This window comes from Bacillus cereus (assembly GCF_002567495.1).
GTDB classification, from domain to species: Bacteria; Bacillota; Bacilli; order Bacillales; family Bacillaceae_G; genus Bacillus_A; species Bacillus_A cereus_AQ.
On sequence record NZ_NVAP01000011.1, the window covers coordinates 17,772 to 41,519 of the forward strand.

Consider the following 23,748-nt stretch of genomic DNA (forward strand, 5'->3'; position numbering starts at 1 on the left):
GATACATAACGTCGAACAGAAAAACCCCTTCCATTGCGAAGGGGCTATTATCATACGGCTACGCCTACTGATAAACACCATCATCATTTTAACAACTTTCGTATGAATTTTAAAGCACTTTTTGTAGAAGAGTAACGAATTTTCATGTCGAATGCTGTAGATTGGGCTAAAATGCTTTTATAATGTGAAAAAGTCCGAAAACTTTCTTCCCCATGATAACTCCCTAATCCGCTACTTCCAACACCCCCAAAAGGTAAATATGGCGTGGCAAGATGATAGACAGCATCATTAATACAACCTCCACCATATGAAATATTACTCGTCACTTTCTTTTGTACTTCTTTATCTTCAGAAAATACATATAGCGCTAACGGCTTCGGATGTTGCTGGATTGTGCCAATTACATCTTCTATGTTGTCGTACTCTATGATTGGTAAAATCGGACCAAAAATTTCATCTTCCATAACAGCATCTTGCCATGTAATATCCGCTAGTACTGTCGGTTCAATATGTAATGTGTCCTTCTTATAGTTTCCACCAATTACGACTTGACCATCTTGTAAAAAGCGACATAATCGTTCAAAATGACGCTCACTTACAATACGCACATAATTGTCATTTTGCAAAGGTTCTTTACTATACTGCTCCGTAATTTCATGTCGCAGTGCCTCAATTAGCTGTTCTTTCACGGAAGAATGCACATACATATAATCAGGCGCTACACAAGTCTGGCCTGCATTTAAAAACTTCCCCCAAACAATTCGTCTTGCTGTCACCTCTATCTTTGCATCCTTATGTACAATACATGGGCTTTTCCCACCAAGTTCTAACGTAAGTGGCGTCAACTGTTTCGCTGCTGCTTCCATTACAACTTTTCCAACGCCAACACTACCAGTAAAGAATATATAATCAAATGGTTCCCTCAGCAAAGCGGTACTCTCTTCAACGCCACCTTCTACTACCGCTACAAGCTCTTCTGGGAATAATTCATCTAACATTCTCTTAAGCACTTTTGAAACGCTTGGCGTTAACTCTGACGGCTTTAAAACGACTGTATTCCCAGCTGCAAGTGCTCCTACAATTGGTGCAATGGCTAATTGAAACGGATAGTTCCACGGTGCAATAATAAGCGTCACACCATATGGTTCTGGTACTACTTTTCCTTTTGAGCCAAAATGAGTGAGTGCTGTTCGAACTCGCTTCGGTTTACTCCACGATGAAATATGTTTCAATTGAAAAGAAATTTCTTTTAATACATATCCAATTTCTGTTGTAAACGATTCGTGAACCGACTTGTTTAAATCTAATTTCAACGCTTGAAATATCTCATCTTCAAAATGTTGAATTCCTTCATAAAGTTTTTTCAAATTACGCTTTCTCGTTTCTACACTTCTCGTATGTCCTTTATAAAAATATTCTTTTTGTTTATTTACAATAGAGGAAATACTCATTCATTCACCTTCTCCCACTATTTTTATCCAATTCTTTCATTATTTATATAGACTTTATATGTAACAACTTTCTATTCGTAAAGTTACATTATATATGACTTTTTCAGCTATATAAAATTCAATGCTCACAAAAAAACTACCGAAAGAAAATCTCTCGGTAGTTTTTTGTATTAACGATATAAACGAACAGCACCTGCAGAATTATCATCAGCTTGTCCTACTACTTCAAACTTCAGGCCAAGATTCGGTAAAATACGTCCTGCATCTGGAATCTGCTGATTAATATACGTTTTAGAATCATCAAACTTAGGTACACCTGCTAAGCCATCATACGTAAACGTTCCACGCGTTGGAGATACAACTTTCCAAGCTGGCGTTTTATCGAATGAGAACGCCGCATCAGCAATTTGGAATCGTGTACTACTCTTAACTGTTGGTTTGCCATTTAAAGTTCCTACAATTGCTTCTGGGTGAGAATCAACTACGCCAAGGAAACCGTGCCCTGGATGTACGCCTACCCAGTTATCTGTATAAGCTGAATCCGCATACCATACAACCATACCAGTATTAAATACTGGACCGCGAGCATATTTCAATGCGTTATCTGCACCAGCATAGTTTCTCCACTCTACATAATAGTTATGTTTTTTCTTCTCTGTGCCGTTAGATACAACAAAACCATCTAATTTTAATTGTGGTGTACCTTCTGCATCATCAGAGAATACCACTTTACCATCTACTGTTAATGAAGCATTATCAAGAGCGAATCCATTTAATGCTAAACCACCATCAGTAATGTAATCAAATGTTAATTTTACTTTTTTACCTTTGAATTGGCTTAAATCATATGATTTGTCAATCCATTTTCCATTTGTCGAATCTGCATTTCCACTATTTGCTTTCTCACCAAGTCTTTCAATTAACGTTTGTTTACCATCTTCTGTTACAGCGTGTACTTCAAGGAAATCATAACCTGCTTCAATTTCATACAGTGACTTGAAATCGAATTTTGCATTCGTTGCATTCGTTAAATCGAACAGCGGTGTTTCCATCTTCGTATGAAGATCGTCACCTTTTGTGCTGTAGTAATACTGTTTACCAAATGCTGGCGCAATTGTTTTTACATCTTTATCTGGTAAGTTAACACGAATCATACCTGGTCGATCTGATTTCGTAACACTTTGATCCAAATACGTCGCTAGACCGATACCTTTATTTAATTTCTCGTAATCTACTTCTACGATATTTGACCAGTTACCACCAATTGTTTTTTGGAAAAACTCTTTATTTTGTGGTGAGAAACTCGTTGGCGTCGTTCCAGCGATTTTACCAGCCCAGCTTCCGCCACTCATAATAGACCAAGCTTCAATCGGCTCACCTTGACCACTATATTGTGTATCGTACTCATCCGGAAGACCTAAATCGTGACCATATTCATGTGCGAATACACCAACCGCTCCATCTTCTGGTTCAATTGTGTAGTCGAATGCTGCCATCTTTCCACCCCAATATGGTACTTTCGCTTGTGTACCTTCAATTGGGAATGGCTTTGGTCCAACTGTCCAACGGTGCGACCAAATTGCATCATCACCTAATTTACCACCGCCAGCTTCTTGTCCAACACCCGCATGAATAATCATTAAGTGATCGATTAAACCGTCTGGTTGATTTTTATTTCCATCACCATTTACATCGTATTGATCAAATTGGTCGAACTCTGATAAATCAATACCACTATCTACAGCTGCTTTTAATGCATCTTTTACTAAATCACGTGGTCCTTTTGGCCCTTTATTATCATGGCCTCCGCCCGGAGCATCTGCACCGTAATCAGCAGCTTTACCAGGAACTGTTAACCATTTTGTAACTGTTCCGTCCACTGTGTAACTACCACCAGATTGCTCTTCGTAATATTGTTTAAACGTTTCAATTTTGCTTCCATCATCTAATGTGAATGGCTCGTTGCCAAATAACATTTTTTCATAATGTTCTTTATTAAAATCGTTAGAATACATATATCCAGGCTCTTTGTCGATATTATTATGTTTAAAGTCAGCGTACTCTACAAGTAAAACGAGTACTTTGTCTTTACGAACTTCACCGTTATAGTCTTTTTGCTTTGCCGGAGAAGTTGGTACTTTACCATTTAGACCACCTTTAACTGGGCCTGTCGCTGCAGTTGTACCTGTTGCAGGTTTATCTAATTTTTCTTTTGTATCTGCTTTCGCATCTTTTACTTTCTTTAAAAAGTCGGATGCATCTTTCGTAAGTTGGTCCCCATTCGCTGCTTCTTTCCCAGGATTTTCACCCTTTTTGTTCTCTACATACTTTTCGACTGCTTTCTTTGTTTCTGTCTCTGAAGCCTTCGAATCAATTACCCCACGTTTTTTCAGGGCATCTGCTAAACGTTCTTCCGGAATTAAATGATCATCAACTGGGCTAGTAGCCGTCTTATTCACAGGCGTTTCAGCATATACAGACTGAGTACCAGCTCCGAATGAAATGCCTAATACAGCTGTCAAAGCAATTGATGATAAAACTTTGAACGGTTTCTTTCTCATCCCTTATTTCCTCCCCTAATAAACAATATGTATTACAAATTAAATTTTATTAAAAATTCAATATTTTTTCAATATTTAGTCATATTATGTAATGTTTTTGATATATTTGTAAAAATTCCATAGTTAGCATACGAATATATCACAATTCAACAATGTTTTCTGAAAATATTGAAAGTTTTTATCGAACAATTTATAATTTCCATAGAGGGAGTTTAATGGGGATTTTATCTTTGTTTCATCTACACAATATTTGATAATTCACTATATAAAACACAAAATCCGATTGCATTATCATGTGTTCTGTAGCAGCAATTATGACCGATAATTAGGGAGGAATTACATTTGTACAAAGATAAGACAGACGCACTAGATCAAGAATGGATTGATTTAATACTTGAAGCCCTAGATGCTGGTATCGCCATGCAAGACATCGAGCAATTTTTCCAACGTATGAAGCCATCCAGCCAGGCTCAATAGGTTTGTTCTTTTTAACGAAGTTTATGTTATAATAATGACATCATAAGACAACTACATATTGATAGAAAGGTGCGCAAATATGATTGGAGAACGTATAAAACGCCTTCGTTTACAAAAAGGTATTTCATTAACTGAACTTGCCGAAAAAGCTGGCGTTGCTAAATCTTACATTAGTTCTATAGAACGAAATTTACAAAAAAACCCTTCCATTCAGTTTCTTGAAAAGATCGCAGCAGTTCTACAAATTCCAGTTGATACTTTACTTCATGATGAAACAACAAAGGAAACTAACCTAGACTCCGAATGGACACAGCTCGTTAAAGATGCAATGAACTCTGGTGTCTCCAAAGAACAATTTCGTGAATTTCTTGAATTTACAAAGTGGAAGCAAAATAATAAATAGAAAGAAGTGCTTACAAGCAGCACTTCTTTTTCTTTATAAAAAAAAAGCGGGGGATACCCGCCTTTTTTTATTATCTTTCTTCCCCAGCTTCTTGGTTAGCATTGAATGTCCATTCTAAATTCAATGAGTCACCTTGGAATTTATTTTGGTCTTGACCATTATCTTCGAATACAAATTGTACCCATAGATAATCCTCTGTGCCAGCTTCTAATCCACCTTTTTCTCCCCACTCAGGAGCAAAGATGTCTTTAGCTAAAAGGTCTGGATCAGCTTTTTGTAAGTCTGCTAAAGTTGTTTCATATACAGGCTCACTTTGTTTATCCCAGTTCCAAATAAATTTCACTTTAATGTGCTTGCCAAAGTCTTCCCCAGCATTATCACCTTTTGCATCTTTCACAGTATACTTTGTTGCTAATTTAACGTCTTTAATTTTTAACGAACCATCGTTCTTTAATAAGAACTCTTTCTTAACAGAATCCCCTGGTTTTAAATCTTTAATATCCACAAGCGTTTTAGGGTTTAATGTAAGATCTAATGTCCCAGCTGCAAATGTATTATTTGATACTTCTTTATCACTAAAGAATGCAAACGTTCCTCCACCAATTAAAGATAACCCCAATGCTGCTGATGCAACTCCCATACCTAATTTCTTTTTCAGACTCACAATCAATTCCCCCTAGCTGTTTTTTGTATTTTTACATTGCTATCTCTTATATAAATAAGAGGTGTAACTTAAACTATATTAGCTAAGCTAATATTCGTTCTTTTTTAAAAACCTTATGTTCATTATAGCGAACACACCTGTATAAATACAACAATATTTTTTAGTATTTTCAATTATTTTTATTTCTCAATACTATTTTGATTTTTCTGAAAAATATACGATACTTTATACTAATTTACAACTTCTTTCACGATCAAATGCATGTAAAAAGAAAGACAAAGAGGTGAAGGCTAACATTCCTTCACACTCATATAAACATTAATAGTTTTGCTTATTCGCTCGTTATCGCTTGCACCACATTCTTGTTTTCCAGCTGTTTTACTAAAGCAGTTACCCCGATTTTATCTGTTTCTATTTTTTTGTTCCTCTGCTTTCTTCTGTTCCTCTGCTTTCTTCTGTTCTTCTGCTTTCTTTTGTCCTTCCGCTTCAATTGCAACGTTTAATTGTTGCTGAAGAGCCTGAATTTGCTCATCAATAGCTTTCAAGCTAACTTCTTTCTCAATATAGTCACGCTTCTCTTTGATACTGCTAAAGCCTTCATTTACATATAAGGACACTTGCTGAATCGACTCATCTTTACTTACCTTTAATTCTTCTTGTATTTGATTGTAAGGAGCTTCTATTTCAGTATATACATTTTGCAATGCTTCCTTCTCAGAAACAATTTTCTCACGTCCTTGTTGCCATACAGAAATCGCCTGTTTTATTTCATCAATAGAAGTTACTTTCGATTTCTCCTTCATTGTTGCATACTCACGCTCAATAAACTGTTTATGTTTCTCAGATTGCTCTTTTAACGTATTAACTGTTTTCGGAAATATAATTGCTGTAGAAAGCGTCGCTTCCACTTTCGTTTCATGAATGAACGCCGCTTCTGTATGCGTCATAATTTGAGATCCTAAATAAAACGTAATAGAACACACACACGGCAATATAAGCATCTTTTTAAAATTACGCGGTCTTTTCAGCATCTTAATCTCTCCCATCGAACATCACGTTCTTTATACAGAACATTACCTATATTATAGTAAAGAACTATTAAAATTGATAGACATATACTAGAAAAATAGAAAAAGGGCTATCCATGTGATAGCCCTTTTTCTTATTATCTTTCTTCACCTGCTGTTTGTTGTGCATCAAACGTCCAATTTAATTGTAACTTATCGCCTTGGAATTGATTTTGATCTTTTCCATTATCAACGAACTCAAATTTCACTTTGAATTTATCAGATTTACCTGCTGAAATACCTTTTTCATCCCAGAACCAAGCCGATAAATCATTATCTACAGCTGTAAGTGTGTCACCTTTTAATTTATCTAAAGTAGTTTGTTTCACAATCGTCTCATGCTTATCTACATTTTTTAAGAATGTTACTTTAATATGTTTACCAAAGTCATCTTTATTATCTTTCTTTACATCTTCTACATTATAGTCTGTTTTCAGTAGAACTTTTTTAATATCTAAAGAGCCTTTATTTTCTAGTTTAAATTCTTTTTCAATTGTATCCCCAGGTTTTAAATTCGATACGTTAACAACTGTTGATGGATTTAATGCTAAATCAAGTGTCCCAGCCGCAAATGTATTGTTTGACACTTCTTTATCGCTGAAAAATGCAAATGTTCCTCCACCAACTAATGCTGCTCCTAGTACTGCTGATGTAATACCCATTCCTAATTTTTTCTTTAAAGTCATGTCCATATCCCCTTAATATATATATTTGTTAACTTCCTAAACGGAAAGTATAACCAAATGAACTAGACGGATTGTTCTACTTTTTTATCTTTCTTTTCCCCGTCAATGCTGCGAATAGCGCCAAAAATGGAAATCGCGGAATAACCAAGTAAAAAGACTCCTGGAATAATAAGAAGTAATGCTGCTCCCGCTTTTGAATTCGCATAATTCAATAAATAACCAACATACGGAACTGTAATATCTGCATACTTTCCAACTACATTTTCTGCAAGTACTGGCTCTAGATCTGGTCCGTTGTTGTTATCCCCTTTTGTTTCATACATTACTTTTCCATTTGTATCTTTTACACCGATAATACGGTGAGTGATAATTTTTTGATCTTTCTCTTTAAAGGTAATAACATCACCCTTTTGATATTTAGAACCATCTTTATTTGGTTCTATTGCAATGATTGATCCTGTTAAAAACGTCGGCTCCATTGATCCTGAAAGAACGCTCTTAAATTGATATCCCATCACTGTTGGATCACCACCGCTCGCTTTTGAAGAAATAACTACAAAAGCTAAAAACACCATCAATGCAAATAAAACAAATGAGATTGCGTTGCTAATTACCTTCCAAATTAATTTCATCGACTCTCTCCCTCTCCGTTGTTTTATATTATTTGAAGTATGCAATGTCCATTTTGTTCTTTAACAAGAACACAAGTAAATGATATAACGAACTTCAGGTTATTGCAATAAGAAAATTTACAATTATTAGTTAAATGTATTTTTAGCCTAAAAAAAGACTGTGACAAAATCTCTCCACAGCCTTTTTTACTAATACGTTATTTTTCTTCTGTTTTCATTCCTTTTGTATTTCGGCGTAGTACTACAAATAAAATGGCTCCAAATAATACAAGTGCGCCTATCCCAACACTTATTACTTTCACATTTGACTCTTTTGCTTCAGGGGCAACTGTATCTTTTTTAGGCATCGCAAAAGTAACATCTTCTGTTGAAAGAACATTTATCGTCGCAATTGTTTGATTATTCTTCGTGATATCAACTGCACCAACTACCTCACCACGATGTATTCCTTTATGATACAAAGATTCTTTATCTAATGAAGCTGCCCGGAAAATGGTTTTCACATTTTTCCCTTCATCTTTCTTAAGCATAAGTTCTGCACTTTTTTCCAGCTCAGAATTAACATTTTTATTTAAATATGTTGTTTTTTGATGCCAATCATGTTTATCGAGCACTGTTTGCTTCGTAAATTGACCAAAAGAATACTCCGCCATCTGCTTCAAATCTTCATAAATTTCAGGTCTTTGAGAAGCCATTACTACATTTATAATACGATTTCCATCTTTCTCATTTAATAAAACAAGTGTATTACGCGCTTCATTCGTAAATCCCGTCTTACCACCAATACTATATGGATTTTCAAAATAAGTAGATTTATTAAAAATAGACACCGTCTGGCTAGACGTCGTAACTGTCGTTCGTTTCGTATTCATCGCTTGTAAAATCTCAGGATATTTTTGCACACCTCTCGTAATCATCGCCATATCATACGGCGTCGTATAATGATTCGGATCATGCAATCCATTCGGTGTTACAAAGTGGCTATCTGTCGCCCCTAATTGCTTCGCTTTCTCATTCATCATATTAGCGAAATTCTCAACACTCCCGCCAATCCGCTCCGCAATTGCATACGCCACATCATTCGCACTCAGCACCATTAAAATCATAAGCGCAGTATTTCTATTAATTGTCTCCCCAGGTTGAAACTCAATTTGATAATTACTCTTCTCTTGATCTAATGCTAATTGTGAAAATGTAAATTGATCCTCTGGCTTCGTATGCTCCATGAGTAAAATCGCTGTTAACACTTTCGTCGTACTAGCAGGAAATGCGCGGTGATGTGCGTTTTTGTCATACAAAACATCTCCTGTTTTCGCATCAATCGTCGTTGCAAACTGACTAAAAACATTCGGTCCTTCCGCAGGTGGTGGTGCAACTTGTTCTGGATTCACTCCAATATTCGTCTCAGCACGCAATGTCATAGGTGTCAAAAAAAACAAACAAATAACTGTAATAAAAACCAAAATTTTCTTAAAATTTACCATATGACTCTCCCTTTTCCATTTACTCCCCTAACAAAATAATGAATCTACCAATCATATGTAATTTGTATTAAATTGGAAGAATTTTCACTAATTTTCACTATATCATATTTTTACGATAAAGAACATAAATATACAATAAAAATAAGAAGGAATTACTCTTTCTTATCCTTCTCATCAATCAACGAATCTATTAACTTTTGACTAGCTTCCTCAGGCGTAATCTCATCTGTTATCCCCATAAACGACCAACCTCTAGAATCGACCCACTCAACAAACTCTTGTAAAAATTCATCATGTGTAACATCCACATCAAGAATCGATCCATTAATCGAAATCGTTCTATTTTTAGACACACGCATCTTGAACGTTTTTCTTACCATTACAACTTTTCTCCCTCTACTTCTGAATATTTATAAAGTAAAACTTTAATCCGTGGGGGGTTCTTCATCCCCCACGGATTATTAGTTGAACCAATCGGGCTTTTACGGGCAGTTGATTTCCCACCTAACTTCTTTGCTTTCGCTGAATTTTGAGCGGGGATCTTACTGCCCGTTAATGCGGGGTAAAATAATCTTGTATCTCTGTTATACATGATTTTAAGTAAATTGTAAAAAGGATATATTGGCCAATTGGAAATAGATTCATAAAAATGTACAATTTAAAACATAATAAAGTTGTTTAAAAAACGTCAGTCATGTGATCCAACAATCGGGCTTTTTAGTTGAAGAAGCCATTCTAGTCTTTTGGAAGATATTATCTAAAATAGTATACTAAACTGATAAAGGATATTTGAATAAGGGACCTGAGGCAACTTCATTTAGCTGGACCCTTAAATTGTAAACTTAGAGACTGATGTGGGAATTAATATTTCGTTCCTATTTCTGTACATCATATCGTAAGAAAGAAGGTAGTACTGTGAAAACAACAGAAAATTTTACTGACAAGGCCGATATATATGCGAAATATCGCCCTAGTTATCCTAATGAATATATTGATTATTTATTTTCAGCTAACCAACTGAAAGGGAATCGGATTGTGGCCGATATTGGTTCGGGTACGGGGATATTTAGCCACCAGCTGCTTGAAAGTGGTTTACATGTTATTGGAGTTGAGCCAAATGATGACATGAGGAAGATGGCTGAGCAATCGTTAAAACTATATTCTCGTTTTCAATCCATAAAAGCAACTGCTGAAAATACCACTTTAAAAGAGAATAGTGTGGATTTAGTAACTGTTGCTCAAGCATTTCATTGGTTTAATAAAGAGGCATTTAAAATCGAATGCCAACGAATTTTGAAACAAAAAGCAAATGTTGCTCTTGTTTGGAATAGCAGAGATTTAACTAGCCCGATTATTAAAGAGAATGCGGAAATTTGCCAGAAAACCTGCCCAAACTTTAAAGGATTTAGCGGTGGAATTGAGGAAACTCCAGAAGTATTTAACAGCTTTTTTAAGGATGGAAAGTATGAGTTTAAAGAATATCAAAATGATTTACTTTTTGATTATGAAGGGTTTTTGGGAAGGAATTTATCAGCATCTTATGCTCCGAAAGAAAATGACAAAGAGTATAAAAATTTTGTTTTTCTCCTATCAGAGTTATTCGAAAAACATAGTAAAAAAGGCAAAATTGTTCTCCCAAACTTAACGCGAAGCTATCTAGGCAATGTCTAAGCAGCCAGATACAAAGAGACTTTAATCAAAATTAAAACAAGCCTAACCCCTTCCTACATGTAGAACGGGGTTAGACTTATTTTACGTGTTGAAATGTAATAGCTTTATTATCTTTTTACAAAAACAAAACGACTTGCATTTTACCACATCAAATTCAAATGACTTTCGTACAATAAAGTAGAATATATTAGAAAACACCTTAAAATGAGGAGGAACTCAATGGCGCGTTGTACATATTGTAAAACGAAATGGAAAGTAAAAGATGTATGATCGCTACTCGTGACATTTGAAAAAGATTGTACGTATTGTTTTGGAAGGCAATATCTATCAAAGAAAACAGTGAACGCCATGCCAGAACTTATAAGCTTACCTTTACACTTCTTGTTCCCTTTTCTTGTTGATTTAGGTGATGAAGGTCCTTTAGATTGGTATCAGAAATAATATAACCTCTACATCCAAAGACTACTTTCTACTAAATTCGCTTCTCATCATTATCCCTTCATACATGACTCTCATAATCGCTTATACTTTCCCTTTTGAAGGTCTCGTAACTCAGCAGGAAGAGCTTATCCTGGACAAGGTTTATCAATTATGACTAAAAAACAGTGATATATGTATACTGTTAAACATAAAAATTAGCATTAGGTTCCAATCAAATATTAATTGAAACCCAACACTACTTGTATTCTGTAATTCAGAATACAAGTAGTGTTTTTTATTATGCATTTTTGCATACAGTATGATTTTCTCTTGTAAATAGATAATAATGGTATATAATAAAACCAACGTTTTACCAATAAAAGGTAATAAAGAGACGTGTGATAAGTAAATAACCAAAACGTATTAACAGATTTGTTCTATGTAAATCATGATACATATATAGAATCAAAACTATGAAATTTTATGTAGAGGTTAGATTACTACAAGATGAAAGATTCATAGCGAATACACTCGAGGAAAAAAGCGGTCGATTAGATTAATGTTATAAAACTACTTGATGTGATATCTATCGAACGAATTGAGAATATACTTAGGGGGAATTTTAAGTGAAAGCATTTAGTAAAGTATTATTAACAGGAGCTTTAGCTTTAGGCGGTTTAACAGCTATGAACATTGATACACCAAAGGCACATGCTGACGGAGCAAGCGAGTTCTGTCGTTATATTTGTGGTCCTAGCGAAACGTTGAATGGTTTCACAATTCAATTACACGCTACAGAGTACAGCAACGGCCAAAATATGATTGCAAAAATCACAAATGATAGAGCTGAAGATGTGCGCTATCGTGTAACTATTGAAAAGAAATGGGCAAGTGGCTGGAGTTATTATGACACTGACTTCAATTTTGGATCCGAATTACCAGCTGGAACAAACGAAGAATTTTCCAATACAACTGGTTTGGGTGGACAACTTTCAGAAAACGGGGAGTATCGTTACAAAGTTGAAATTACAAATGTTGACGGTTCTGTAGATACAATTTATACAGCTTCAATGACACTTACAGGAAGATAATTCATGAACAAGCTCCATTATTTATGATTGTATTTTTGATAATATCATTAATAATTGCGGTAATATTATTATTAAAATAAGCTCTTCGGAGCTTATTTTTTTATATAAAAATTGGAATGATAATATTCAGAAAATTACATCTTTACACTACTAAAGTTTGTTGCTATTATAGGAATACATCAAATGTTACAATATTCAACAGATTATACAAATCCTCCGATTACACGAATGAAATGAAAACACATTGCTGATGGTAACATTTATAGTTGGGATCCCGTAGCTCAGCAGGGAGAGCGCCACCTTGACAGGGTGGAGGTCGTGAGTTCGAGCCTCTCCGGGATCATATGAAAAACCCCTTGATAGTCAAGGGGTTTTCTTTATGTAGCAAATAAATGATTATTATTAAAACTAAATTTTTTCCCTACTTCTTTTCTCCATTTTGGAGAAAGACATAAATTATATTAATCATCGCTCTGCGTTGTTCGCTATAACTCGATTCTTTACTCTCTTTTGAAAGCTTTTTAAAATTCTCTTTGAAAAATAGCCTAATACGGCAATTTTTATATTTATTTATATAAATTTCTCAACAAAAAAGATCTACACAGTTTAACTATGCAGATCTTTGTAAATTTAAGTTTAAAAATGAATAGACGAATCCTATTTTTGCCCTAACTTGATTGCCTTTTTGATATTACTAAATGCACCTTTACCATATATTAATACGCCACCGCGGTAAACACGACTCGTTAAACCAATCATTATACATATTGTTGCGATTAGAATCCCTAATGCTAGCGCAATCTCCCATACTGGGATATTAAGGAATCCAATTCGTACAAGCATAACTATAGGAGTAAAGAAAGGTACATAACTAGTAATGGTAACAACCATGCTGCTTGGATTTGACATTCCATAAATTGCGATATACAAAGCAGCAAGTAACATAAACATCAGCGGCATAACAGCTTGAGAAGATTCCTCTATACGCGTAATGATAGAGCCAAATAGACAAGATAATGAGCCATATAATAAGAATCCTAATGTGAAGAATAGAATCCCATAAAACACTAGAGTTGGAGCAACAGAATTTAAATCAATACTATTTAAAATATCATTTTTCGAATCATTAATTGCTGTTTTATATCCAACAGTTGCGACCAAGCCCCAAATTATGATTTGCGTAATACCAGCCAATAATGTCGAGAATAGCTTCGCATATAAATGTTTGGTAGGCGAAATACTTGAAACAACTAACTCCATAACACGAGAAGATTTCTCTGTTGCAACATCTGTTGCTAATTGTGCAGCATACATTAATATCATTAGATAATTTAGCATGATAAAGACATTAATTAAAATCCCTACACCCTCAGTATGTTCTCCATCTTTAACCTTATCTGAAACCGTTTTGGTATGAATTTCTACTGGCGTTGTTAACACCTTTAATTCATCTTGCGATAGATTCAATTGCTGGGCGAAGTTAGAAGATTGTATTTGAGATAAAATCGTTTGAACCTTGCTAACATCTTGCTGATTTACATCCGTCTCAGTTATATACGTAGCCTTTAATTGTTTATTATTCAATTCCTCTACAACGATTGCATATGTATAATCACCATTTTTAACACCTGATTCTGCTTTTTGTTTATCCGTGCTACGTTTAACTTGTATCTTACTATCGACATTTTTAAACACTTGATGAATGGTTGAATATAATTCTTCTTTTTCTGTAACAACAACAACTTGATCGTCCTCGTTATCTGCAAACAAGTTATAAATCTTGTCAAAATTCATCAATCCTATAATTAACATAGAAACTATTATTGTAATAGCAAAATATGATTTTGATTTCACTTTAGATTTATAGTTTTGTAAAAAAATTGTCCAGAAACTACTCATTTTGTGCACCTACTTTCGCAATAAAGATATCATTTAATGTAGGCTCTTCTACTGCAAACTTTTTAACATACCCTAATTTTGTTATCTCTTTAAATAAAACATGTGACACTTCTTCATATGAAATTTTAAGAGTAACTGCATTTTTACGTTTCTTCATACTTTCTACACCTTTTATTTCTTTCAAATGGTCAAAGTCATGATCGCCAACGATTACAACGTTCTTTTTACCAAAATCACTTTTAATTTTGGCAATGTCACCCTGAACAACAGGTACACCTTTGTGCATAATACAAATGTGTTGGCATAACTCTTCCACATGTTCCATACGATGTGAACTAAAAAGAATTGACGACCCTTGTTTTTGCATATCAAGAACAGCGTCTTTTAACATTTCAACATTTACTGGGTCTAAACCACTAAATGGTTCATCTAAAATTAAGAGTTCAGGCTTATGTATAATCGCTGTTATCAGCTGGATTTTTTGCTGATTCCCTTTAGAAAGTTCTCCTACCTTTTTGTTAAGATGCTCAGTAATATTAAAACGCTCCAGCCAATAGTGAAGTTCTTTTTCTGCATCTTTACTTTTCATGTTCTTTAGTTTTGCAAAAAAGTTAACTTGTTCTTTGACAGTCATTTTCGCATAAAGACCACGTTCTTCTGGTAAATACCCAATTTTATCTGTAACACCATAATTTATAGGTTTACCATTCCATGAAATGATCCCACTTGATTTCGATAAAAGTCCAAGTATCATTCGAAATGTAGTCGTTTTACCTGCTCCATTCCCGCCCAAGAATCCAAATATTTCACCTTTTGGTATCTCTATATTCAAATTATTCACTGCAACATGCTCGTCAAATTTCTTTGTTAAATCTTTAATTAGTAAACTCATTATCCACACCCTTAATTCCCAAGATGATTTATTTATACAATTGTATATCCATAGTCAACCACAATATTTTGCCCTCTAATGGCATCGCTTTTATCAGACATTAAAAATAAAATGACATTTGCAGAATCTGAATTTTCAACAAATTCCCTATATGGAATCTTTTTTAATAACTTATTTCCTTCAAAGGACTTCAAATAGCTTTCGTTATTATCGTTTATACTATAGGACAGTAAATTGTATACCACTGTAATGATTCATTTTTTATCTTTCAAAAATGAATCATTACCAACAAATGTTATATTTCGCATTATAAGGTTAGCATAAGATTTTAAATATTTAATATGCAATTCTGCATATTTTAATACTCTCAATTATTTACATAGTGTTTGACCATCTTTATTTAAAGCAGCCCCCACATTTACAAAATTCACTTAAAACAAGAATTTGTTTATCCATACTTTTTCTATAATTTTTCATGGAAGAACTGAAATTAATTAGTACCCCTGTTAAACACCTAAATCTGATACTTAAACTAACTAATCTTCCTCTAATAAATTGTTGTCTTATTTAACTTCACAATTAATAGTATCCAGCAGGCATAGTCACAACATCTTCGTACACCTCCTCATTAAAGCTGAAGGAACACTAATTAAAATCTGGTCCAGAAATTTTACCTTTCTACGTTACAGGATCCGCATAAGAAAACATAAAATACAGTACCTCCTCTGTTACAACTAGCTTTATGTCTTAAATTAAAAAAACATAATATCTAATTTATATAATTAATTTCGTGAGTTCAAACCTCTCCAGGTTCATAAAAAAGAGACACCATATCAACCTTCTACGTGATATGGTGTCTCTTTTTATCTAATTCAATCACTTTCCACCAAACATCTTCTCCAACGACTTCGCATTAGCAAACAATACTTCTTTCAAGTTATCATCTGCAACGATTTTATAATCGCCATCTTTGTTTTTCTTTAAGTTCAAGGTAACTTCGCGAGTTGCCATTGCTGCATCTTTATCCGTTAAGTTTTTGATGATAGTTGAGGTCATTGTTTTTTCGATCGCTTTTTCAGATTGTTCTTTGTCTTCGCTAAATGCGCTAGCGAAAGCCATTGGCATAACTTCTCCCACTGCTTTTGTTACAGCAACGGATAGATCAGCAGATGTAATTTTCACTTTCACTTCTGCTTTGTCATCCTTTTTCGATACTTCTTCTATCTTTTCAAATTTAAAGTTCTTTGTAATTGCACTTAGCATTGCTTTTGCCTCAGCATCATCTGTTTTTTCATTTAGTTTATTAAATTCCTTGTCACTCTCAACAAATGTACGAGCCTTTTCCACATCACCTTTTTGTATCGCTGTTAAAAATTCTTCTGTCGTATCTTTCGGATTTGCACACCCTGCTAAAACACCTACTGTTAATCCTACTACCATCATTAACAGTAATAATTTCTTTATCTTTTGCACGTTCATTCTCCTCTTATCTTTTCTAGTAAGTCAGCATCATACAATATTATGAAACTGACATTACAAACATTTTTTAGTATAGCATTTACAAGATTCGTTTTCTATTAATTCCCAAAAGATAAAGGGCCTTGCAGCATTCCTACAAGGCCTCTCTTCTATCAATCTGTATCCGTAGCACAAATGAACCACATTTTCTGTTCCCTACTATCTAACACCATCCACATACTTCGATCAAAGATCATAAGCGATAACCAAAGTGATATATTAATAGCAGCAAATACTAAATATAAAACGAAGTCTCTCTTTTGTAGTGCCCCTCTATTCATCAAAATGTAAACAGCACCGATAGGAGGAAGAATAAAACAAAGGAAAAAGACAAATGTTTTTCTTACCGACCACAGATACGTAGTTACTGTCTACATATAAATCCCCTTTTCATCATAATACTTGCTTTAACATCGGCCTCACTACCCTATATTCATCACAATAAGCTTCCTTTATGATTAAAGGCGGGTAATCACTTTTTTCTTCCTCAATCATTGTAAACACTTCTGTTTTCTCTTGTAATGTATTAGATTCTTTATTTTTAGTAGGTTTTTTACTTGTTTCAATTTTCTTTGTTACTTCGCCAAGTTTTTGCCCAACTTCTTCTACTTTGGCATGTTCATTCGTAACATAGTATTCTTGTTCGCCCCATACTAATATAGGTGGCACTTGTTCTCTTTTGTTACATATTATATAAGTAGTACTAGCTACAAGTAGTAGACAAGTTAATAAATAGAAGATAGTTTTTTTATTCATATACTACACTCCTTATCTATCATTTCATTGAATTATATAATATAAGTTATTTGTAGTAAATGGATTTAGTGGTAATTTTTAGGTTTAACGATAAAGAAAAGCCTTACCGAAGTAAGGTTCCGTTTTTACATTCTATAGTGACTGATTAATTAATACGATCATTACAATAATCGCTATAAACATAACAACTAAACAGCCGATCATTTTATAAAATCCTCGTTTCGTTAACGTCCCGCCTTGAACGTCTTTACGAATAAATAAGAATACGGCTAAAAATAATACAAGCCCAATGCCAAAAGCATACATCATTTGCATATGTTAATCTTCCTTTCTCTCTTCCATCTTAATATCTTTTTGATAAAACAACAAATGAGATAAAAACTGTACTCATCGTAAGTGCCATAAGTATATTCAATAATTCAGTAGCCGATAGTGTAAGTATTTTTAAGTTTAAGCCGATAGAGAAAAGAAGATAATATGCTGTTAGTGCAAAAAAACTGAAGAACATCCCTTTATAACGAATGAGTTTCATTCGCTCATCTTTTTCTTTAAATTGCGGGTGCAAGTAGCTTAGGCAGAAACTCATAATCATCATCCCAAGCAATGGATACGTTATAGCTGGCGGTGCTGAATGCGTCATTATACCTGTTAATATCATAAATCCACTCATAAATAGAAAAATAATCCCCATAATTACAAAGTACTTTTGTGAATAGTTCATCCTTACTCCCCCTCTTCTTTTCCTTCGTAAATAAATACATGTTCTATCGTTGTCTGAAATGTTTTTGCTATTTCAAATGCTAACGGAAGTGACGGATCGTATTTTCCTTTTTCAATTGAGATAATGGTTTGTCTTGAAACGCCAAGTTTCTCAGCTAATTTTTCTTGAGATAGTCCAAATTTTTTTCGGTATTCGACCATTTTATTTTCCAAGGAAATTTCCCCCTCCTCCCATATATCGAGTATATATGTAAAGGAAACTTTACGTCAAGTTTCCTTTACATTCCTTTTAATCATTTTTCACTCTATTTATATAGAAGAAACTTGTTCGATTTCAACACGTCTATTTTGTAATAAAACCTGGAACACTGTATGTAATCGTTACTATATTTCCTCCTCAGCTTTTTTAAAATTTAATATCTTCATATTTGTTTTATCCTTTTAAAATATTTCATTCTCTTCTTTATTAGATGAAATGCGTTATTGGTTTTACGGTGTTTTTTGGCATATTTATAGAAACTAACGGGTTATGAAGCAATTTTTATGTTTAGCCACTTTTTTTGTGGAAATCCTTCATTTTCCTTTCGATAGTTAACACTATCGAAATAAAGTTTACGCTAAATTCATAATTTTTTATTTTTTATACTATATTCCGTTATATTGTTGTATAATATCTATGAAAGCGCTTATTATTTCAATATACATAATTCTAATCAACTTTTATCAAAACATTCCAACGATTATACTTATATTTACATGTAACAATTCTAGTTTTTAATGTAGGTATACCAAATATATCCACCCCATTTTTCTGTAAAATTACTTTATAAAGTGAAAGATTAACTTGGGTGATAAGTTATTGTGAATGTTTTTTTACAAAACAGATAAGTAATAGTGTTTGGTATTATGTAAATTATTGTAATAACATAAGAGTAAAGAAAACATTTACATTGATTATTGGTTCATCAATTATTGAAAAGAGCAAAATGCACCTTTTGTATGGAAAAAGGATTATATGCATTGGGAGGTTTAAACAAATGACGAGGAAGAATACAACGACAAACCCTTGGGCCAAGTTCCACGGTCCGAACCTTGGTTATGTTATTGAACAGTATGATCTTTACGTAACTGGAGCAGGTTCTGTTGATCCGGAATTACAAGAGCTTTTTGAAATCTTTGGAGCTCCTTCGTTTCAAGATGATGTCGTAACAGGGGACAACACAGCAACACATTTTTCTCCTCAAAACACAGGTAACATTGAAAAAATTCTTAAGGTCGTTCAACTTGTTGAGCAGATTCGTTCTTTCGGGCATACGTTGGCTCACATCAACCCGATGGAAGATGCTGCAAATGGACAATCTCTTCTTGAGAAAGCAATGAACGAACTGAGCGATGCGGACTTGAAAGCGATTCCAGCAAAAACAGTATGGCAAGATGCACCAGAAGGTATTCACACTGCACTTGATGTAATTCATAGATTAAAAGACGTTTATACAAAATCTTTAGCTTATGAATTTTCTCATATACAAGATAGTGAAGAACGCGCGTGGTTGCATCAAATGGTGGAATCAAATTCATTGCGTCAACCACTATCAAATAAAAAACGAACTGCTCTTTTAAAACGTTTAACAGCTGTTGAAGGTTTCGAGCAATTCTTGCATAAAACATTCGTTGGGCAAAAACGTTTCTCTATCGAGGGCGTTGATATGCTTGTACCTGTTTTAGATGAAATTGTTCTAGAAGGTGCTAAGAACGGCGTAGAGGATGTCATGATTGGTATGGCTCACCGCGGTCGCCTAAGCGTACTTGCTCACGTATTAGAAAAACCATATACTCACATGTTTGCTGAATTCAAACATGCAAAAATAGAAGGCGCAGTAGCCAATGCTGGCTGGACTGGCGACGTGAAATACCACTTAGGTAGAGAACAAGTCGTTAGTAATGAAGAAGTTAGCACTCGCGTTACTTTAGCAAATAACCCGAGTCATCTTGAGTTCGTGAATCCTGTAGTAGAAGGTTTCGCACGTGCAGCTCAAGAGAATCGTAAAAAATCTGGTCTTCCAGAACAAGATACTTCAAAATCATTCGTAATTTTAGTTCATGGTGATGCTGCATTTCCTGGTCAAGGTATTGTATCTGAAACGTTGAACTTAAGCAGATTGAACGCATACCAAACAGGCGGAACGATTCATGTTATCGCAAACAATGCAGTTGGTTTTACAACTGACAGCTATGATTCTCGTTCTACGAAATATTCAAGTGACCTTGCAAAAGGTTTCGATATTCCGATTGTTCACGTGAACGCTGATGATCCAGAAGCTTGTCTTGCAGCTGCTAACCTTGCGATTCAATATCGTACGTTATTCAAAAAAGACTTCTTAATCGATTTAATTGGTTACCGTCGCTACGGTCATAACGAAATGGATGACCCAGCAGTTACGCAACCACAAGTATATAAAAAGATTAAAAATCACCCAACTGTAAGAGCAATTTATGCAGATCAATTACAAACTGCTGGTGTTCTAAATGCAGATGAGGTTGAAACAATTACACAGTTTATACAAGAGCAATTAAAATCTGACTATGCACAAGTGCCACCAGCTGATACGGGTAATGCAACAATTCATGTTAAAGTACCAGATGTTGTTGCAAAAGGTATTCAGCCAATTGATACTGGTATTGAGCTTGACTCACTTCGTACAATTAACGCAGGCTTATTATCTTGGCCTGAAGGATTTAACGTATATCCGAAAGTGAAAAAAATTCTTGAGCGCCGTAAAGATGCTCTTGAAGAGAACGGTAAAATTGAATGGGCACTTGCTGAGTCGTTGGCATTCGCTTCTATTTTACAAGAAGGTACGCCAATTCGTTTAACTGGTCAAGATTCACAGCGTGGTACATTCGCGCATCGTCATATCGTATTACACGATACTGATACAAATGAAACATATTCACCATTACATCGCTTACCAAACATTAACGCTTCATTCTCTGTTCATAACAGTCCGTTATCAGAGGCTGCTGTTGTTGGTTACGAATATGGTTATAACGTATTCGCTCCAGAAACTCTTGTTATGTGGGAAGCGCAATATGGTGACTTCTCAAATACTGCGCAAGCATTATTTGATCAATATGTTTCAGCAGGAAGAGCAAAATGGGGTCAAAAATCTGGTTTAGTTCTTCTATTACCACACGGTTATGAAGGTCAAGGACCAGAGCACTCTAGTGCACGTCCAGAGCGATTCTTACAGTTAGCTGCTGAGAATAACTGGACAGTTGCAAACTTAACGAGCGCGGCACAATACTTCCATATTTTACGTCGCCAAGCATCTATCTTAGGAACAGAAGCTGTTCGACCATTAGTACTGATGACGCCGAAGAGCTTGTTACGTCACCCACTTACGCTTTCAACTGCTAGTCAGTTAAGCGAAGGACGTTTCCAACCTGCTTTAGAACAAGAAAACCTTGGTATGAAACCAAACAAAGTAAAACGTCTTGTTTTAAGTACAGGTAAAATGGCGATTGACTTAGCAGCAGAAATCGAGTCTGGTAAACATGAGTACAACTTAGACGAAGTTCATGTCGTTCGTATTGAACAGTTGTACCCATTCCCTGCTGAGAAAGTTCAATCTATTATTAAACGCTTTAAAAACCTAGAAGAAATCATTTGGGTTCAAGAAGAACCTCGTAATATGGGCGCATGGCATTACATGGCTCCAATTCTGTTCGAACTTGCTGGAGATAAAGTGAAAACAGGTTACATTGGACGTCCTGATCGCTCCAGTCCATCTGGCGGCGATCCATTCGCACATAAAGCTGAGCAAGAGCTAATTGTTGCACATGCTTTAGATGTGAAGTATAACTTCCGTCAAGATAAGCAAGAAATTGAAGTTTACAGCAACTAAAAAGTAACAATGAAGGTTTCTAGCTTGTTCCTTGGGCAGATATTCTGCCCAAGGCCCGGCTAACAAATGGAGATTACCGAAGACAAAAGAAGAAAAAACACACCGTTAGGCAAATAAGGGGAGGACATTTAAAATGATCGAAATTAAAGTACCTGAGCTTGCAGAATCTATTACCGAAGGAACTATTTCACAATGGCTTATCAACGTAGGCGACAAAGTTGAGAAAGGTGGCAGCGTTGTTGAGCTTGAAACTGATAAAGTCAATGTAGAAATCATTGCAGAAGATTCAGGTATTGTATCGAAGTTACTAGGCGAACCTGGGGATACAGTTGAAGTTGGCGCAACTATCGCAATTTTAGATGCTAATGGAGCACCAGTTGCAGTAAGTACACCTGCTCCAGCTGCTGAGCAACCAAAACAAGAAACAGCTGAAGCACCGAAAGCTGCAGCTCCAAATGCTGAACAAACTAAGGGTCTACAAGGCTTACCAAATACGAACCGTCCTATTGCATCACCAGCTGCTAGAAAAATGGCTCGTGAATTAGGAATCGACTTAAACGACGTACGTAGCACAGATCCACTTGGACGCGTGAGACCACATGATGTACAAGCTCATGCTGCAGCACCAAAAGAAGCACCAGCTGCTCCAAAGAGTCCAGCTCCTGCTCCAGTTGCAAAAACTGAATTCGAAAAACCAGTTGAGCGTGTGAAAATGTCCCGCCGCCGTCAAACAATTGCAAAACGTCTTGTAGAAGTTCAACAAACATCTGCAATGTTAACAACATTTAACGAAGTTGATATGAGTGCGATCATGGAATTACGTAAAGAACGCAAAGATGCTTTCGAGAAAAAACATGATGTACGTCTTGGCTTCATGTCATTCTTCACAAAAGCAGTTGTTGCAGCATTAAAACAATTCCCATTATTAAATGCTGAAATTCAAGGTGACGAGCTTATCATCAAAAAATTCTATGATATCGGTATTGCAGTAGCAGCTCCAGATGGATTAGTTGTTCCAGTTGTACGCGATGCTAACCAATTAAACTTCGCTGAAATCGAAAGCGAAATTCGTAATTTAGGTATGAAAGCACGCGATAACAAACTTTCATTAAAAGAACTACAAGGTGGTACATTTACAATCACAAACGGTGGTGTATTCGGTTCTCTAATGTCAACACCAATCCTAAATAGCCCACAAGTAGGTATTTTAGGAATGCATAAAATCCAAGTACGCCCAGTTGCAATTGATGCAGAACGTATGGAAAACCGTCCGATGATGTACCTTGCACTATCTTACGATCACCGTATTGTTGATGGTAAAGAAGCAGTTAGCTTCCTTGTTGCTGTTAAAGATATGCTTGAAGATCCAAAATCATTATTATTAGAAGGTTGATAGATTTTTAACCTATTAAAGGCTGTAGAATGAATCATTCTACAGCCTTTTTTTATTG

22 protein-coding genes, 1 tRNA gene and 2 pseudogenes are annotated in these 23,748 nt (G+C 35.0%); 8 read left to right on the forward strand and 17 right to left on the reverse strand.

The window, feature by feature from the left end; genetic code table 11:
- Nucleotides 1-83: 83 nt before the first annotated feature.
- The gene (locus COK05_RS05675; RefSeq protein ID WP_098611793.1) at nt 84-1,451 is read right to left on the reverse strand and encodes an aldehyde dehydrogenase; all 1,368 of its coding nucleotides are present in this window, start codon (nt 1,449-1,451) and stop codon (nt 84-86) included.
- Nucleotides 1,452-1,621: 170 nt separating this feature from the next.
- Nucleotides 1,622-4,012, reverse strand: a complete 2,391-nt coding sequence (inhA1, locus tag COK05_RS05680) for a M6 family metalloprotease immune inhibitor InhA1 (RefSeq protein ID WP_098611794.1) — start codon at nt 4,010-4,012, stop codon at nt 1,622-1,624.
- Nucleotides 4,013-4,354: 342 nt separating this feature from the next.
- Between inhA1 and COK05_RS05685 the strand changes: the two genes are divergently transcribed.
- Both COK05_RS05685 and COK05_RS05690 read left to right on the forward strand, forming a co-directional pair.
- Nucleotides 4,355-4,489 (forward strand): anti-repressor SinI family protein, encoded by a 135-nt coding sequence (locus COK05_RS05685; RefSeq protein ID WP_000276219.1) that lies wholly within the window; start codon nt 4,355-4,357, stop codon nt 4,487-4,489.
- Between the two features lie 79 nt (nt 4,490-4,568).
- Complete coding sequence (locus tag COK05_RS05690) at nt 4,569-4,892, forward strand: helix-turn-helix domain-containing protein (protein ID WP_000578884.1); 324 nt, start codon at nt 4,569-4,571, stop codon at nt 4,890-4,892.
- 70 nt (nt 4,893-4,962) lie between these two features.
- Here the strand turns inward: COK05_RS05690 and calY are convergent, their stop codons facing one another.
- The 6 genes and pseudogenes from calY to COK05_RS05720 all read right to left on the reverse strand — a co-directional run bounded on the left by calY (nt 4,963) and on the right by COK05_RS05720 (nt 9,805).
- On the reverse strand, nt 4,963-5,556 hold the full coding sequence (calY, locus tag COK05_RS05695; RefSeq protein WP_098611795.1) for a biofilm matrix protein CalY: 594 nt from the start codon (nt 5,554-5,556) through the stop codon (nt 4,963-4,965).
- A gap of 416 nt (nt 5,557-5,972) precedes the next feature.
- Nucleotides 5,973-6,587, reverse strand: a pseudogene (locus COK05_RS05700) (DUF4047 domain-containing protein); the annotation flags it as partial.
- A gap of 134 nt (nt 6,588-6,721) precedes the next feature.
- Nucleotides 6,722-7,309, reverse strand: a complete 588-nt coding sequence (locus COK05_RS05705; protein ID WP_000172852.1) for a CalY family protein — start codon at nt 7,307-7,309, stop codon at nt 6,722-6,724.
- A gap of 62 nt (nt 7,310-7,371) precedes the next feature.
- The gene (gene sipW, locus COK05_RS05710) at nt 7,372-7,941 is read right to left on the reverse strand and encodes a signal peptidase I SipW (RefSeq protein WP_000767802.1); all 570 of its coding nucleotides are present in this window, start codon (nt 7,939-7,941) and stop codon (nt 7,372-7,374) included.
- Between the two features lie 197 nt (nt 7,942-8,138).
- A complete protein-coding gene (locus COK05_RS05715) occupies nt 8,139-9,425 on the reverse strand; it encodes a D-alanyl-D-alanine carboxypeptidase family protein (RefSeq protein WP_098611796.1) in 1,287 nt (428 codons plus the stop codon).
- Between the two features lie 152 nt (nt 9,426-9,577).
- Nucleotides 9,578-9,805: a hypothetical protein gene (locus tag COK05_RS05720; RefSeq protein ID WP_098611797.1), complete on the reverse strand. Its 228-nt coding sequence runs from the start codon at nt 9,803-9,805 to the stop codon at nt 9,578-9,580.
- A gap of 535 nt (nt 9,806-10,340) precedes the next feature.
- Here COK05_RS05720 and COK05_RS05730 point away from each other — a divergent pair.
- The 4 genes and pseudogenes from COK05_RS05730 (at nt 10,341) to COK05_RS05745 (ending at nt 12,950) form a co-directional block, all read left to right on the forward strand.
- On the forward strand, nt 10,341-11,096 hold the full coding sequence (locus tag COK05_RS05730; RefSeq protein WP_098611799.1) for a class I SAM-dependent methyltransferase: 756 nt from the start codon (nt 10,341-10,343) through the stop codon (nt 11,094-11,096).
- A 219-nt stretch (nt 11,097-11,315) separates the two neighbouring features.
- Nucleotides 11,316-11,537: pseudogene (locus tag COK05_RS05735) on the forward strand (hypothetical protein).
- Between the two features lie 605 nt (nt 11,538-12,142).
- Nucleotides 12,143-12,607 carry a hypothetical protein gene (locus COK05_RS05740; RefSeq protein ID WP_098611800.1) on the forward strand — a complete coding sequence of 155 codons (465 nt, stop codon included), beginning with the start codon at nt 12,143-12,145 and terminating at the stop codon, nt 12,605-12,607.
- Nucleotides 12,608-12,877: 270 nt separating this feature from the next.
- A tRNA-Val gene (locus tag COK05_RS05745) sits at nt 12,878-12,950 on the forward strand.
- A 314-nt stretch (nt 12,951-13,264) separates the two neighbouring features.
- Here COK05_RS05745 and COK05_RS05750 read toward each other — a convergent pair.
- The 9 genes from COK05_RS05750 to COK05_RS05785 form a co-directional block, all read right to left on the reverse strand.
- Nucleotides 13,265-14,506 (reverse strand): ABC transporter permease, encoded by a 1,242-nt coding sequence (locus COK05_RS05750; RefSeq protein WP_098611801.1) that lies wholly within the window; start codon nt 14,504-14,506, stop codon nt 13,265-13,267.
- A complete protein-coding gene (locus tag COK05_RS05755) occupies nt 14,499-15,398 on the reverse strand; it encodes an ABC transporter ATP-binding protein (RefSeq protein WP_098611802.1) in 900 nt (299 codons plus the stop codon). The genes COK05_RS05750 and COK05_RS05755 overlap by 8 nt, the downstream gene beginning before the upstream one ends.
- A gap of 32 nt (nt 15,399-15,430) precedes the next feature.
- A complete protein-coding gene (locus COK05_RS05760; protein WP_255290304.1) occupies nt 15,431-15,643 on the reverse strand; it encodes an SDR family oxidoreductase in 213 nt (70 codons plus the stop codon).
- 631 nt (nt 15,644-16,274) lie between these two features.
- Complete coding sequence (locus COK05_RS05765; RefSeq protein ID WP_141538909.1) at nt 16,275-16,871, reverse strand: DUF4878 domain-containing protein; 597 nt, start codon at nt 16,869-16,871, stop codon at nt 16,275-16,277.
- A 158-nt stretch (nt 16,872-17,029) separates the two neighbouring features.
- Entirely contained in the window at nt 17,030-17,272 is a 243-nt protein-coding gene (locus COK05_RS31255) for a hypothetical protein (RefSeq protein WP_255290305.1), read from the reverse strand.
- Nucleotides 17,273-17,309: 37 nt separating this feature from the next.
- Entirely contained in the window at nt 17,310-17,672 is a 363-nt protein-coding gene (locus COK05_RS05770; RefSeq protein ID WP_098611805.1) for a hypothetical protein, read from the reverse strand.
- A 132-nt stretch (nt 17,673-17,804) separates the two neighbouring features.
- A complete protein-coding gene (locus COK05_RS05775) occupies nt 17,805-17,987 on the reverse strand; it encodes a DUF3976 domain-containing protein (protein ID WP_001178300.1) in 183 nt (60 codons plus the stop codon).
- A 28-nt stretch (nt 17,988-18,015) separates the two neighbouring features.
- A complete protein-coding gene (locus tag COK05_RS05780; protein ID WP_098611806.1) occupies nt 18,016-18,393 on the reverse strand; it encodes a permease in 378 nt (125 codons plus the stop codon).
- A 2-nt stretch (nt 18,394-18,395) separates the two neighbouring features.
- Entirely contained in the window at nt 18,396-18,605 is a 210-nt protein-coding gene (locus COK05_RS05785) for a helix-turn-helix transcriptional regulator (protein ID WP_000428506.1), read from the reverse strand.
- 824 nt (nt 18,606-19,429) lie between these two features.
- Here COK05_RS05785 and odhA point away from each other — a divergent pair.
- Together odhA and odhB are read left to right on the forward strand one after the other, a co-directional pair.
- Nucleotides 19,430-22,297: a 2-oxoglutarate dehydrogenase E1 component gene (odhA, locus tag COK05_RS05790; RefSeq protein ID WP_098611807.1), complete on the forward strand. Its 2,868-nt coding sequence runs from the start codon at nt 19,430-19,432 to the stop codon at nt 22,295-22,297.
- A gap of 133 nt (nt 22,298-22,430) precedes the next feature.
- A complete protein-coding gene (gene odhB, locus COK05_RS05795) occupies nt 22,431-23,690 on the forward strand; it encodes a 2-oxoglutarate dehydrogenase complex dihydrolipoyllysine-residue succinyltransferase (RefSeq protein ID WP_098611808.1) in 1,260 nt (419 codons plus the stop codon).
- Nucleotides 23,691-23,748 lie beyond the last annotated feature (58 nt).

Coding starts and splice junctions, on each gene's coding strand:
- COK05_RS05675 (WP_098611793.1), bottom strand. CDS start 1,451: ATGAGTATTTCCTCTATTGTAAATAAACAAAAAGAATATTTTTATAAA.
- inhA1 (WP_098611794.1), bottom strand. CDS start 4,012: ATGAGAAAGAAACCGTTCAAAGTTTTATCATCAATTGCTTTGACAGCT.
- COK05_RS05690 (WP_000578884.1), top strand. CDS start 4,569: ATGATTGGAGAACGTATAAAACGCCTTCGTTTACAAAAAGGTATTTCA.
- COK05_RS05705 (WP_000172852.1), bottom strand. CDS start 7,309: ATGACTTTAAAGAAAAAATTAGGAATGGGTATTACATCAGCAGTACTA.
- sipW (WP_000767802.1), bottom strand. CDS start 7,941: ATGAAATTAATTTGGAAGGTAATTAGCAACGCAATCTCATTTGTTTTA.
- COK05_RS05715 (WP_098611796.1), bottom strand. CDS start 9,425: ATGGTAAATTTTAAGAAAATTTTGGTTTTTATTACAGTTATTTGTTTG.
- COK05_RS05720 (WP_098611797.1), bottom strand. CDS start 9,805: ATGGTAAGAAAAACGTTCAAGATGCGTGTGTCTAAAAATAGAACGATT.
- COK05_RS05750 (WP_098611801.1), bottom strand. CDS start 14,506: ATGAGTAGTTTCTGGACAATTTTTTTACAAAACTATAAATCTAAAGTG.
- COK05_RS05755 (WP_098611802.1), bottom strand. CDS start 15,398: ATGAGTTTACTAATTAAAGATTTAACAAAGAAATTTGACGAGCATGTT.
- COK05_RS05770 (WP_098611805.1), bottom strand. CDS start 17,672: ATGAATAAAAAAACTATCTTCTATTTATTAACTTGTCTACTACTTGTA.
- COK05_RS05775 (WP_001178300.1), bottom strand. CDS start 17,987: ATGCAAATGATGTATGCTTTTGGCATTGGGCTTGTATTATTTTTAGCC.
- COK05_RS05780 (WP_098611806.1), bottom strand. CDS start 18,393: ATGAACTATTCACAAAAGTACTTTGTAATTATGGGGATTATTTTTCTA.
- odhA (WP_098611807.1), top strand. CDS start 19,430: ATGACGAGGAAGAATACAACGACAAACCCTTGGGCCAAGTTCCACGGT.
- odhB (WP_098611808.1), top strand. CDS start 22,431: ATGATCGAAATTAAAGTACCTGAGCTTGCAGAATCTATTACCGAAGGA.